Source organism: Nocardia nova, from assembly GCF_002933465.1.
Taxonomy (GTDB): domain Bacteria; phylum Actinomycetota; class Actinomycetes; order Mycobacteriales; family Mycobacteriaceae; genus Nocardia; species Nocardia nova_B.
In genome coordinates, this window is record NZ_PSZE01000021.1 from 13,562 (window position 1) to 25,309 (window position 11,748).

At 68.8% G+C, this 11,748-nt stretch carries 15 protein-coding genes; 3 read left to right on the plus strand and 12 right to left on the minus strand.

Annotated features, from left to right (window positions below):
- Window positions 1–920 precede the first annotated feature (920 nt).
- The gene (locus C5E41_RS22655) at window positions 921–2,438 is read right to left on the minus strand and encodes an MFS transporter (RefSeq protein WP_104377790.1); all 1,518 of its coding nucleotides are present in this window, start codon (window positions 2,436–2,438) and stop codon (window positions 921–923) included.
- 130 nt (window positions 2,439–2,568) lie between these two features.
- Here C5E41_RS22655 and C5E41_RS22660 point away from each other — a divergent pair, with 130 nt between their 5' ends.
- Window positions 2,569–3,243: a TetR/AcrR family transcriptional regulator gene (locus C5E41_RS22660; protein ID WP_104377791.1), complete on the plus strand. Its 675-nt coding sequence runs from the start codon at window positions 2,569–2,571 to the stop codon at window positions 3,241–3,243.
- Window positions 3,244–3,393: 150 nt separating this feature from the next.
- The gene (locus tag C5E41_RS22665) at window positions 3,394–4,692 is read left to right on the plus strand and encodes a D-arabinono-1,4-lactone oxidase (protein ID WP_104377792.1); all 1,299 of its coding nucleotides are present in this window, start codon (window positions 3,394–3,396) and stop codon (window positions 4,690–4,692) included.
- Window positions 4,693–4,699: 7 nt separating this feature from the next.
- Here the strand turns inward: C5E41_RS22665 and C5E41_RS22670 are convergent, their stop codons facing one another.
- The 10 genes from C5E41_RS22670 to C5E41_RS22715 all read right to left on the minus strand — a co-directional run bounded on the left by C5E41_RS22670 (window position 4,700) and on the right by C5E41_RS22715 (window position 10,041).
- Window positions 4,700–5,281: an alkaline shock response membrane anchor protein AmaP gene (locus C5E41_RS22670; protein ID WP_104377793.1), complete on the minus strand. Its 582-nt coding sequence runs from the start codon at window positions 5,279–5,281 to the stop codon at window positions 4,700–4,702.
- 67 nt (window positions 5,282–5,348) lie between these two features.
- Window positions 5,349–5,921 (minus strand): DUF6286 domain-containing protein, encoded by a 573-nt coding sequence (locus C5E41_RS22675; protein ID WP_104377794.1) that lies wholly within the window; start codon window positions 5,919–5,921, stop codon window positions 5,349–5,351.
- Window positions 5,918–6,268 (minus strand): hypothetical protein, encoded by a 351-nt coding sequence (locus tag C5E41_RS22680; protein WP_104377795.1) that lies wholly within the window; start codon window positions 6,266–6,268, stop codon window positions 5,918–5,920. The genes C5E41_RS22675 and C5E41_RS22680 overlap by 4 nt, the downstream gene beginning before the upstream one ends.
- Window positions 6,265–6,453, minus strand: coding sequence for a hypothetical protein (locus C5E41_RS22685; protein WP_030515548.1), 189 nt, complete (start codon window positions 6,451–6,453; stop codon window positions 6,265–6,267). Before C5E41_RS22685 ends, C5E41_RS22680 begins: the two co-directional genes overlap by 4 nt.
- A 1-nt stretch (window position 6,454) precedes the next feature.
- The gene (locus tag C5E41_RS22690; protein WP_104377865.1) at window positions 6,455–6,970 is read right to left on the minus strand and encodes an Asp23/Gls24 family envelope stress response protein; all 516 of its coding nucleotides are present in this window, start codon (window positions 6,968–6,970) and stop codon (window positions 6,455–6,457) included.
- Window positions 6,971–7,068: 98 nt separating this feature from the next.
- Window positions 7,069–7,389, minus strand: coding sequence for a hypothetical protein (locus C5E41_RS22695; RefSeq protein ID WP_258081178.1), 321 nt, complete (start codon window positions 7,387–7,389; stop codon window positions 7,069–7,071).
- Window positions 7,386–7,766 carry an Asp23/Gls24 family envelope stress response protein gene (locus C5E41_RS22700; RefSeq protein WP_104377796.1) on the minus strand — a complete coding sequence of 127 codons (381 nt, stop codon included), beginning with the start codon at window positions 7,764–7,766 and terminating at the stop codon, window positions 7,386–7,388. The genes C5E41_RS22695 and C5E41_RS22700 overlap by 4 nt, the downstream gene beginning before the upstream one ends.
- A gap of 138 nt (window positions 7,767–7,904) precedes the next feature.
- Entirely contained in the window at window positions 7,905–8,489 is a 585-nt protein-coding gene (locus C5E41_RS22705) for an anti-sigma factor family protein (protein ID WP_104377797.1), read from the minus strand.
- Entirely contained in the window at window positions 8,480–9,046 is a 567-nt protein-coding gene (locus C5E41_RS22710; protein ID WP_181063377.1) for an RNA polymerase sigma factor, read from the minus strand. The genes C5E41_RS22705 and C5E41_RS22710 overlap by 10 nt, the downstream gene beginning before the upstream one ends.
- A 173-nt stretch (window positions 9,047–9,219) precedes the next feature.
- Complete coding sequence (locus C5E41_RS22715; protein WP_104377868.1) at window positions 9,220–10,041, minus strand: helix-turn-helix domain-containing protein; 822 nt, start codon at window positions 10,039–10,041, stop codon at window positions 9,220–9,222.
- A gap of 102 nt (window positions 10,042–10,143) precedes the next feature.
- Here C5E41_RS22715 and C5E41_RS22720 point away from each other — a divergent pair, with 102 nt between their 5' ends.
- Complete coding sequence (locus C5E41_RS22720; protein ID WP_104377798.1) at window positions 10,144–10,683, plus strand: YceI family protein; 540 nt, start codon at window positions 10,144–10,146, stop codon at window positions 10,681–10,683.
- A 135-nt stretch (window positions 10,684–10,818) separates the two neighbouring features.
- On the opposite strand, the gene C5E41_RS22725 is transcribed toward C5E41_RS22720, so the two are convergent.
- Window positions 10,819–11,700: a LuxR C-terminal-related transcriptional regulator gene (locus C5E41_RS22725; protein WP_104377799.1), complete on the minus strand. Its 882-nt coding sequence runs from the start codon at window positions 11,698–11,700 to the stop codon at window positions 10,819–10,821.
- Window positions 11,701–11,748 lie beyond the last annotated feature (48 nt).

Genomic DNA, 11,748 nt, shown 5'->3' on the forward strand with positions numbered 1-11,748 from the left:
CCTGTCGTCGTGCCGTACCAGTTGTCCGTTCTGCCGCGCCGCGCGCTGTCACCACCGTCCGCCCGTCCATCCGAGCGGCGGACCCGCCACACCCGATCCGTGCAGTCTAGAACGTCGTCCGAACGGGCGGAGCAGCGGTCGCATATGCCACAGAGAGCTGTCCAGACTAACGGATTCGCTTGCGACGAGCAAAAACTCGTGCGGAGGACGCTCGCCTCCTCCGGCGTGTCCATCACCGCGGCGCCGGTTCGCGAACCCACCTGGTGCACCTCCCTGCCCGACCGAATGCGTGGAGCCATGCTAACTGTCAGCGACCGAGCCGCGGCCGGCATCCGGGTCGCGCGGGCTCGCCGCACCGGCTGTGCGGCCCCGACCGGCGGATGTCCGGGCGACGGATTCACCCTGCCCTATTTCGGCTCCCACCCACCGACCGGCGAGCCGCACTCGGCTCGGCGCCACCCGCGCCGAACCGCTTCACCAGCACCGCCCTGTCGCTAGCCATCGGTTTGCTCACGGCGCCACGGAGAGTAACAACCGAATGTGCACCGGTCCCCGCCCGGATGGGCGCCGGCGGATCGCGGCCCCGTCCACGGCGGCAGCCGCCGAGCTGCAGCACCACCGGCGGCCGGGGCGAGCGTGCTAGCGGCGCGCGGCGGCAGCCGCCGAACCACGCGAAGACGACGGCATCGTGGCGCCCCGTGCGGCCATCGGCTTCGCGTTCCACGGCCGTTCGCGGGCTTCGCACCTGCCCCCTCGCCCGCACCCGCACCGCCATCGGCATCGGCATCGGCATCGGCATCGGCATCGGCATCGGCATCGGCATCGGCCGATACATGACAGTGCCCCGGACTCCACGAGTCCGGGGCACTGTCCCCTATTCGATTGTCCCGCAGCGTTCTACGCGGCCTCAGGTGCCGAACTCAGTGCGCCAGCACCGGCTCGCCCTCGGCCGGGGCCGGTGCGGTGCTCGGCATCAGCACCGCCGCGACGATCGCGCCGACCACGAAAATCGCTGTCGCCCACCAGAAGCTGGTGGTGTAGCTCTTGATCAGCGATTCGGCGACCGCGAGCTGGCTGGGCTGGCGGCCCGACAGATAGTTCGCCGCCGCCGAGGACGCGATGGTGCTCAGCAACGCGGTGCCGATCGAACCACCGACCTGCTGGCTGGTGTTCACCATCGCCGATGCCACACCGGCATCCTCGTGCTGCACGCCGGCGGTCGACCCCTGGAAGGCGGTCGACATGGCGCCACCGAGACCCAGGCCCAGCAGAATCAGCGCCGGGAGAATGTGCGAGGCGTAGCCGGTGTCCAGTCCGATGCGGGTCAGCCACGCCATCCCGGCGGCCGCGATCAGGAAGCCCGCGGCGACGGTGATCTTCGGTCCGATCTTGGGCAGCAGCAGCGAGGGCACGGTGGTCGAGGAGACGATCATCGCCGCGATCATCGGCAGGAACGCGACGCCGGTCATGATCGGCGAGTACCCGAGCGTCAGCTCCATGTAGTAGGTCAGGAACAGGAAGATCGCGAACATCCCGATACCCATGACGAACACCGCCACGTAGGAACCGGCCCGGGTGCGGTCGAGCAGGATCCGCAGCGGCAGCAACGGGTGCTCGACCCGGGTCTCGAGCCACGCGAACACGCCCAGCAGCACCGCGCCGCCGATGAGGAAGGCCAGGGTAAGTCCGTTGGACCAGCCGTGCGATTCCGCGTGCGAGAAGCCGTAGACGATGCCGAACAGGGCGGCACTGACCGTGACCGTGCCCGGGATGTCGAGCTTGGGCCGGTGCTCGGCGGTGTGCTTGGCCAGCAGCAGCACGGCGCCGACCAGCGCGACGGCCGCGAAGATCAGGTTGACGTACATCACCCAGCGCCATGAGCCCCATTCGGTGAGCGCGCCACCGAGCAGCAGGCCGAGCGCGCCGCCGGTACCGGCAACGGCACCGAAGATGCCGAAGGCCTTGGCTCGCTCCGACGGTTCGGTGAAGGTCACCGTCAGCAGCGACAGCGCGGCCGGCGCGAGCAGCGCGCCGAAGACGCCCTGGGCGACGCGAGCCGCGACGAGCATTTCGAATCCGTTGGCGGCGCCACCGACCGCGGAGGCGACCGCGAAGCCGACCAATCCGATGATGAAGGTCGTACGCCTGCCGAAGAGGTCGCTCAGCCGACCACCCAGCAGCAGCAGGCTGCCGAAGGCCAGGGCATAACCGGTGACAACCCACTGGCGGTCGGCGTTGGAGAAGCCGAGGTCCAACTGCGCCTCGGGAAGTGCGATATTCACCACGGTCGCATCCAGCACGACCATCAGCTGGGCGACGCCGAGCACGGCGAGCACCCACCAGCGCATTGCGTGCGAGCCACGGCGGCCCGCGGAGCCGGACGAATGCCTCGACGGCAGGTCCGACCGGCTCTTTTCGAGATCGATCGCGGAAGTCATGGGTCCCCTTGTCCGACGACGGGTTGTGATGGAAGTAGAAGTGGAGGAGATACCTCCGTTTGCATGGAAAGCTATCACGATAACGGAGATAGCGCCTCCGGTTAATCCCCGAGCTTGGTAATATCGCGGTGTGAATCACGCCACGGCCGCTCCCGCTCCCCGGCGCCTGCGCGCCGATGCCGCCCGCAACCACGCGCGCATCCTCAGAGCGGCCAGAGAGCTGTTCGCCGATCGCGGCCTGGAGGTGACCCTCGACGATGTAGCCGAGGCGGCCGGCGTCGGCGTGGGTACGGTCTATCGGCGCTTCGCGAACAAGCAGGAGCTCATCGGCGAGGTCTTCGACCAGACGGTCACCGATATGGCCGAGGCGACCGAGGCCGCCTACGCCGATCCCGACACCTGGCACGGCCTGACCCAGCTGTTCGAGTGGTGCTGCGAACATATGGCCAGTAACCGCGGCTTCGGTGAGGTGATGCTCGAACTGCCCGACGCCATGGAGCGCTTCGTCTCGGTCCGCGAACGGATCAAGCCGATGGTCACCCGTTTGTTCGACAAGGCGGTCGCCGAGGGCGTGCTGCGTCCCGGAATCGCCGCGTCGGACTTCTTCGCGATGATCAACATGGTGGAGGCGATCGCAAGCTTCGCCAAGCCGGTGAATCCCGAGCTCTGGCGTCGCTATATGGGCATCGTCCTGGACGGTGTGCGCGGCGAGTGCATCCCGCGGCAGCAACTGACGGTTCCACCCCTGAACGACGAGGACGTCGACCAGGCGAAGGAAGCCGTATTCGCCTGCCGCAGAAGGTAATTCCCTGATCGGCACCGCGCATCCACCAACGTTACCGAGCGACCCGCCCGCAACGTAAGTACTACGTCGCAATCGTGGACGTGTGATCAGACACGTTCGCGCTCGAACGAGGGCTGGCGCACAGTTCGGCCATGTTCTAAAGTTGGACGCATGACCAATTCGTGGGTGAACTGGGCCGGCGATCAACGGTGCGCGCCGGCCACCTACGCCGCTCCGCGCACACGCGACGACGTCGCCGAACTGCTGGCCCGGGCCGAGGCCGCGGGCCATACCGTGCGCGTCGCCGGAGCCGGGCATTCGTTCACCGACACAGTGCTCACCCACGGCACTCTGCTGCAGCTCTCGGGGCTGAACCGGATTCTGCAGGTCGACCGCGCCACCGGCCTGGTTCGGGTGGAGGCGGGCGCGACCTTGAACGCGCTGAGCACCGCCCTGCACCCGCTCGGTCTCGCCTTCCCCAACCTCGGCGACATCGATGTGCAGTCGATCGCCGGGGCGACCGCGACCGCGACGCACGGCACCGGCGCGACGCTGCAGAACATCTCCGCCGCACTCCATTCGGTGGAACTGATGCTCGCCGACGGCAGTGTGGTCGAACTCGACGAGCACAGCGACCCCGACGGCTGGCGCGCGGCGCGGGTGAATCTCGGCGCGCTCGGTGTGGTGACCGCGGTGACGTTGCAGCTGGTGCCGTCGTTCGTCCTCGAGGGCATCGAGCGGCCCGTCCCGGTCGAGGAGGTGCTGACCGAACTCGACGAATTCGTCGACGGCAACGAGCATTTCGAGTTCTACATGTTCGCGCACAGCCCGCTGGCGATGACCAAGCGCAACAACCGCGTGACACTGGCCGAACAGCCGCGCGCCAAGGCCGTGGACTGGTTCGCCGACATCCTGATGTCCAATCACACCTTCGACGCGCTGTGCCGCCTCGCGCGCCGGCAGCCGAATCTGATCCCGTGGATCCACCGGGGCGCCGCCTACGCCGGCAGCTACCGGCGCCAGATCGACCGCTCCTACCGAGTCTTCGCCTCCCCCAGGCTGTTTCGCTTCACCGAGATGGAATATGCCATCCCCCGCGAATATGCCGTCGACGCCATTCGCGAGATCAAAGCCGTTGGGCAGCAGTTCGATTCGCCGATGCCCACGGAGGTGCGGTTCGTGGCGCCCGACGACGCGTTCCTGTCACCCGCCGGAGGTCGCGACACCTGCTACATCGCCGTACACCAGTACCGGTGTATGGACTACGAACCGTATTTCCGTGCCTGCGAAGCGATTTTCGATCGCTACCACGGCCGCCCGCACTGGGGTAAGCGACACTTCCAGACCGCGGAAACACTGCGCGGGCGCTATCCGGACTGGGATCGGTTCCAGGACGTGCGACGGCGGCTGGACCCCAAGGGGCGCTTCACCAACGCCTATGTCGAGCGGGTTCTCGGGCCCCTCGACTGAGCGGCCGCTATTTCGCCCGCGCGGTGCGGCCGCGATCGGCGAGCCGCAATTCCAGCGACACCGGTACGGCATCCACCTCCAGCGCCTGCCGCAGCCGGTTCACCGCGTCGGAGAGAATGCGCCGGCGCAGCGCGGTCAGATCCGCATCGGGCTCCGCCGTGACCACCAGATGCAGGTGCGGTGCGCCGCCCGGTCCCGACAGCCTGGCCCGCGCCGACCGCACCTCCGGGTACGACTCGATGTCGGTCGCCACCGGGGCGGCCGCGACATTCGAATCCATCAGCGTCTCACCGGCATTGCCGGCCGTGCCGATATGCCAGCGCATCCGCGCCGGCAACCGCGCGAACTGCGCCGCCAGCCACCGCAACGCCGCCAGGCCCACGACGACCGCGCCCGCCACCACCGCCACGAACACCCATTGCGACGGCTCGGCGGTACCGGGCACCAGCGGCGCATCCCGGTCGACCCAGTGCAGCATGCCCGCGTGCGCGAGGATGGCATAGGCGCCGACGAGGATCAGCGCCAGCCCGATAAGCGCGAGCAACGCCCGATTGAGCCGCGCCGGACGATTGGCCGAACTCGAACTCACAACACCTCCTGCGCTCTGCGGGACACCCGCACCCGGTCGGTGTCGCGAGCCGCTGCGCGATTGTCGCTCACAACACCTCCTTGCGGACATGCACTCGCTTGTCCACCCGCTCCGGCCGCTGCGCCGCGCGCAGGCGTGTGCTGACCGGCGGGGCGGATTTCGGGCCGATGCGGGCGAGCCGGTCGCCGACCGTCGCGTTGACGGTCTGCTCCAGATCGGCGTGGTCCGGGTTGGCGGCGCGGCCGCTGACTCGAATGTTCTTGCGGCTCCGTCGAACTCGCGCCGCTTCGAGTCCCGCGACCGAACTCGCCGCATCGTTGAGGGCGCCGTCGAGACTGCGCCGGGTGATTCCCGCGTCCATCCCTTCCTCGGCGTCCAGCGCCTCCACCACGCGGCGCCCGGGCAGCAACGCCGCGAGCACCAGCACCACACCGAGCACCGCGACCCCGATGCCGGCACCGAGGACCCAATAGCTGTGCCAGGTCGTGTCGTGCAGGCGCACCGCGACGCTGTGATAGGACACCAATTCCTCCGTGTTGCCGAGGTTTTGGATCAGCGACACCGCCACGAGCACCGCGATCACCAGCAGCGCCACCGCGACCAGCACGGCCGGGGTGATGCGCCGGGGCCTGCGGTTCATCGCAGGCCCCCGGTGGGTTCGATCGTATTGACCAGTTCGGAGACTTCGATGTCCACCCGCGGAACCACCAGCCCGGACAGTTCGTGGGTGCGCCGCATCAGGTGCTCGCGGCACGCCTCGGTGACCACGGCGACCGGCATCGGATAACTGATCGGCAGTCGTACCCGCAGCACGGCGGTATCGGCCGTCACCCGCGCGGAAACTTCGGGGTCGGCGGCGACACCGTCGACCTCACGCGCCGCCCGGGCCGCCAAGCGCCGCACCGCACGCTCGGAGACGGTGGTGCGCCCCCGGAACTCGGCCGCGGAGAGAAGCGGTGTCGCCGCCGTCTCCGCGGCGGCGCTCATTTCCGGCCCCGATCCTGCGCCGAGCGGATCAGACCGGACAGGTCGACATGGCCGTCGAGCCAGCGGCCGATCACCAGTCCCAGCGCACCGAAGATCAGCACCACCGCGAAGGCCCCGAAACCGCCGAACGCCGCGGCGAATCCGAGGGAGAGACCGAAGATCAGGCAGATCGTGGTGGCGTTCATATCACTGCACCCGATCGCGGGTCGGCGGCTGATCCTCGTCCTCTTCGATGAAGACGTCGTTGACGTTGATGTTCACCTCGACCACCTCGAGACCGGTCATCTGCTCGATCGCGGTGATGACATTGCGGCGCACGGCGCGGGCCAGTTCGGCGATGGAGACGCCGTATTCCACGACGATCTCCAGATCCACCGCCGCCTGCGTCTCGCCGACCTCGACCGAAACCCCTTGTCCCACACTGGCCGACGCGCCGGGGATGCGATCACGGAAGGCGCCGAACGCGCGTGCCGCGCCACCACCGAGATTGTGCACTCCGCGCACCTCGCGGGTCGCCAATCCGGCGATCTTCTGGACGACGGCATCGGCGATGCTGGTGGTGCCTTGATCGCTGACCAGCGCGCTGCTGGTCCGGGCGGGGGCTTTGGCAGCGGCTCCGCCCTGGCTCGGGCCGGCCCCGGTGTCCTTACCGGTCTCGGCCCTGGCGTTCTCGGTGCCCTTACCGGCTGTCGTGCTGGTCATGATTACCTCCACTTCAGTTCCCTTGCGGTACAGCGGATAACGAACCTTCACTGATACGACCCCGCCGACGGCGAAATGTCACGGGCGAGACCGATGATCTAGGTAACCGCGGTGTCGAAGACGTCCGCGTCCAAATCGGTGACCACGATGCGCAGCCGCGCACCCGCCCACCGGGTAGCGGCCAGCAGCTCCCCCACGGCCGCCGCGAGTTTGTCCAGCAGTGGTGGCAGCGGCAGCGCCGAGGCGGTCACCCGGACCTCGACGATCTCCGGGCTCACGTCCACCGCCGAGCGCGGCCCCAGCCGCGGCACCCAATCGGCGAGAGCGACACCCGGCGGCACGGCCGGATGCAATCCCGCCACCGATCCGATGGCGGTGACGATCTCGCCGGCCAGTTCGTCCTCGCTCACGGCCGTCACGACGCTTCCGGTTGAATGTCCAGAATCGCCACCGACACCGCGTCCACGACCATCCCGGTTTGTTGCGCGACCACCCGGACCACCTCCTGCTGTACCGCCTGCCCGACCTCGCCGACGTGGCATCCGCCCGTCACCGACAGGTCGACCTGCACCTTCAGCCAGCCACCGCTGTGACGGACGCGCACGCCCGCACCGGGTGCGATGTCCTGGCTGCTCCACCACTGCCGCCCCGTCCGGGCGAGCTGGCCGAGCAGACCGAGCACACCGGGCTCGAGCCGCGCCACCCCGGGAACCGAGGCCGCGGCCCGAGCCGCTACTGCGGCGATTACCGCATCGGAGGCGATATATTCCGCTTTCTCCGCGAATCCCGCGCTCACCGGTCCTCCTGTATTTTGCGGGACACCCGCACCCGGTCGGACCGGCAAGAGGCTGCGCAAGTGTGTCTCACCGGTCCTCCTGTGTCTTGCGGGACACCCGCACCCGGTCGGACCGGCAAGAGGCTGCGCAAGTGTGTCTCACCGGTCCTCCTGGTAGACATCCACCACGGTGATGTCGAGCCGCTCGAGCGCCAGACCGGCGCGGGCCGTGGCCGCCGCGCGTACTCGTTCGCGAACCTGCGGAACGACGCGTTCCACGGCGGTGTCGCCGTGCCGGACCGAGATCGACAGCGCCACTGTGATCGCATGGCCGCCGTCGGCGTCGGGTCCGTGGTCGTCGATGCGGCAGCTGCGCGCGCGCACGCCCGCCACGGTGTCGGCGGCATAGCGCAGCACCGCCGCGATCGCCTGCTCGCTGACCTCGACCGAGCCCGGATTGGGCGTTGCCAGGCTCACCATCCGGCCGCGCCGGACCTCCGCCCGCACCGCCGACATGATCCGGTCGAACATCGCGGGCGGCGGTGGGTCCGGCTCGTCGACGAGTTCACGGGTCGCGGCGCGGAGCGTGAGCAGGCTCTCGCGCGCGGCCGCGCAGTGCGGGCACTCCGATTCGTGTTCGTCGGCCAGCCCCGCCTCCACGGCATCGAGGCGGTCCCACACCTGTTCGACGCTACGCCCGCAGGGCAGCGTGTAGTCGCTGTCGGTCAACTCCGTCAGCGCCATGGCTTCATCACCTCCGCCAATTGCGCCCGGGCTCGGGCTATCCGCCCCCGAACCGCGGTGGTGTTGGTGCCGACGATCTCGGCAATCTCGTCGTAGGAGCGGCCGTGCACCTCCCGCAGCAGCCAGCAGGCGCGCTGTTCGGGTGTCAGCCGCTGCAGCGCCGCGCCGAGCGCGGCCATCTGGCTGTGCACCTGTGCCGCGTGTTCGGGCTGGGTCGCACGCAGCGGCGATTCGGTGGAATCGAGATCCACGTCGGCGCGGTCCGGCCGGGACCGGATGACGTTGAGGCAGCGATTGGTGGTCATCCGGTACAACCAGCCCGAGAAAGCGCTGTCGTCCTGCAATTGGGCCAGGCGGCGCCAGGCGGTGAGGAAAACCTCCTGGATGACGTCCTCCGCCTCGGACCGATCGGCCAGCATCCGCGCCGCCAACCGGAACATCGCTCCCTGATAACGGAGCACCAGTTGCTCGTAGGCCCGGACATCGCCGTCACGGGCCCGCCCGGTCAGGGTGGCGTCGTCCAGCGCTGCCTCGGGTGCCGCCGCCGCCTCGGTCACACAGCACCTCCTCCGCTGCTCGAATCGATAGACACCGGCCGGCAGGAATCCTCACGTTGGATTATGCGTGATCGGCGTCTCACGGGTCGCGGACCGCGGATTCCGTGTCCGGATCGACAGCTCAGCCGACTCGGGCGCGCGCAGAATCTTCCGAGCGATCTTCCGAGCGCGGATTATTCGTTGACCAGCCGCAGTGCCGGACTGCGCACGGCACGCCGGTCGACCAGCCACACCTGCACACTCTGATCGATTGCCGGACTGAGGGTTTGGATCTCGACCTCGACCTCGCCGCGCTGCGGATGATCGATATGCAGCGCACCGGACCGGAATTCGGTGACCCGATGTTCCCGCCAGCGGCAGGAGAATTCCGGAAATCGGTGCAATCCCTGGATCAGCGCGTCGAGTCCGGGATCGTCGGGCCAGTGCGTGCGCGCCGAGCGCAGCGTCGACACCATCATCTCCGCGGCGACCGGCCAGTCCCGCCACCGCTGCGGCGCCTCCGGGTGCGCGAAGAAGTAGGTGGCCAGATTGTGTTCGGCGATGTCGTCGAGCAGTCCCAGCGGTTCGGCGAAATCTCGCCACGCCGGATTCCAGGCGAGGATGTCGAGCCACCGGCCCGCTACGAAGGCGGGCGTGGGATGCATGGCATCCAGCACGGCCTGCACGGTGTCGGTGACCTGTTCCCGCGCCTGGCCCGAGGATGGGCACTCGCGGGCGTGTTCCATGCCGACGGCGAGATTGCCGAAATGGTGGCGTTCGACCTCGTTGAGCCGCAGCGCCTCCGCCAGCGCCCCCAGCACCGCCATCGAGGGGTTGGTGTCGCGCCCTTGTTCGAGGCGGGCGAGATAATCGACGCTCACCCCGGCCAGCGCGGCGACCTCCTCGCGCCGCAGTCCGGGGGTCCGCCGCCGGCGCCCGGCCGGTAAACCGACATCTTCGGGCTGCAACTGGGCCCGCCGCGCGATGAGAAACTCGCCGAATTCCGATCGTGCCACCACACCATCCTGTATCTGTCCGGGCTTTGTTATCCACGCCCTGCCAGTCCCAGGATAACTGCGGCGTGGCTAACCGGACCACGGTCCGCAAATCTGGTGGACATGACCACTTCCGAGCAGACCACTCTCGCTACCGGTTCCTGGGCCCTGGACCCCGCCCACTCCTCGGTGAACTTCACCGTCCGCCACCTGGGCATCTCCAAGGTCCGCGGCCGTTTCAACAACTTCGAGACCAGCTTCGTCGTGGACGCCTCCGGTGCGGCCACCATCGAGGCCACCATCTACCTCGATTCGTTCGACACCGGCAACGCCCAGCGTGATGAGCACGTCCGCAGCGCCGAACTGCTCAATGTCAGCGAGCGCCCCACCCTGCACTTCAAGGCCGTCGAGCCGGTGCGGGTCGCCGAGGAGTTCGAGGTCGCCGGCGAGGTAACCCTCGGTGGCGTGACCAAGCCCGTCACCCTCGACGTGGAGTGGGGCGGCCTGCAGCAGTTCCAGGACGGCAGCCGCCACGCCGGATTCACCGCCACCGGCACCATCAAGCGCAGCGAATTCGACGTCGCGCCGGCCCTGCCCACCGCCATGCTCAGCGACAAGGTCGCCATCGAGCTCGACATCCAGCTGATCGAGCCGCAGGCCTAGTCCATACCGACCAGGGTCACACCGCCGCGGCGGCGGCGGGCGGAACACAGCACCTGCCGGTCCGGTTTTCCGGGCCGGCAGTCGCGTAGGCGCTGCCGAATCACAGCAGCAGAGCACAGCATCACGGGAGCAGCATCACGGGAGCAGCCCACAGCGCCGGGCCCGGACCACCGCCTCGTGCCTGGTGTGGGCGCCGAGTTTGGTCATGGCACTGCGCAGATAGCTTTTCACCGTTTCCGGACGTAACGAAAGCCGCTGCGCCGCTTCGCCGTTGGTACAGCCGAGGGCCACATACGACAGCACGTCCAGTTCGCGCGGGGACAGTGCGGGCGCGGAGGCCGTGGCCACGGCCTCCGCGGGCCCGCCCATCAACCGCGCCAGGGTGTCCGATACCGCACGCAATCGTGTGCGCGCCTCGGCATCGGTGAGCGTCTGCGCGATCCCGCGCACCTCCGCGTGCAGGTCCCGAAGCTGTTCCGTGACAACGGCATCCGGTGCGGGACCGGTGGTGACCTCCGAGGTCCCGCGCGTCGCCGCCTGTAGGCGCAGCCGCCGGTCCACCTCGTCGCGCACCGCCAGTTCCAAGGCCAGGCGCCGGCTCGACCGCAGTACCAGCTCGGCGATCCGATCACCGATCGGCCCCGGTTCGCGACTGGCGACATAGAGCACGGCCCGGGAACTCCCGTCCACCACGACCGGTACCCCGACCACCGCGCGCAGGCCCTCCATCGACACCGGACCGTCGTAGTGATGGGTGATGGTCGCCGCCGCCCGGTAGTCCGCGACCGATGTCGGACGCCGGCTCGCCACGGCCGCACCGCCCACCCCCGAGGTGGGGGATACCACCAGTCCGCGCATCGCGCCGGTGCGCGTCCCGAAGAACTCGCTCAGGATCAGCGCTCCGTCGCAGACCTCCCCGCCGAACACCACCGGCATCCCGGACAGGGCCGAGACCTGCCGCAACTCGGCCCGCAACGCATCGGCGTCGCGCGGGCGGAGCAGATCGGCGGAGGCCATGAGCGCTACCCCTTTCCGGGGGTGGTGGAGAGCAAACTGTGACCTGAA

Coding starts and splice junctions, on each gene's coding strand:
- C5E41_RS22655 (WP_104377790.1), bottom strand. CDS start 2,438: ATGACTTCCGCGATCGATCTCGAAAAGAGCCGGTCGGACCTGCCGTCG.
- C5E41_RS22665 (WP_104377792.1), top strand. CDS start 3,394: ATGACCAATTCGTGGGTGAACTGGGCCGGCGATCAACGGTGCGCGCCG.
- C5E41_RS22675 (WP_104377794.1), bottom strand. CDS start 5,921: ATGAACCGCAGGCCCCGGCGCATCACCCCGGCCGTGCTGGTCGCGGTG.
- C5E41_RS22680 (WP_104377795.1), bottom strand. CDS start 6,268: ATGAGCGCCGCCGCGGAGACGGCGGCGACACCGCTTCTCTCCGCGGCC.
- C5E41_RS22685 (WP_030515548.1), bottom strand. CDS start 6,453: ATGAACGCCACCACGATCTGCCTGATCTTCGGTCTCTCCCTCGGATTC.
- C5E41_RS22690 (WP_104377865.1), bottom strand. CDS start 6,970: ATGACCAGCACGACAGCCGGTAAGGGCACCGAGAACGCCAGGGCCGAG.
- C5E41_RS22705 (WP_104377797.1), bottom strand. CDS start 8,489: ATGGCGCTGACGGAGTTGACCGACAGCGACTACACGCTGCCCTGCGGG.
- C5E41_RS22720 (WP_104377798.1), top strand. CDS start 10,144: ATGACCACTTCCGAGCAGACCACTCTCGCTACCGGTTCCTGGGCCCTG.
- C5E41_RS22725 (WP_104377799.1), bottom strand. CDS start 11,700: ATGGCCTCCGCCGATCTGCTCCGCCCGCGCGACGCCGATGCGTTGCGG.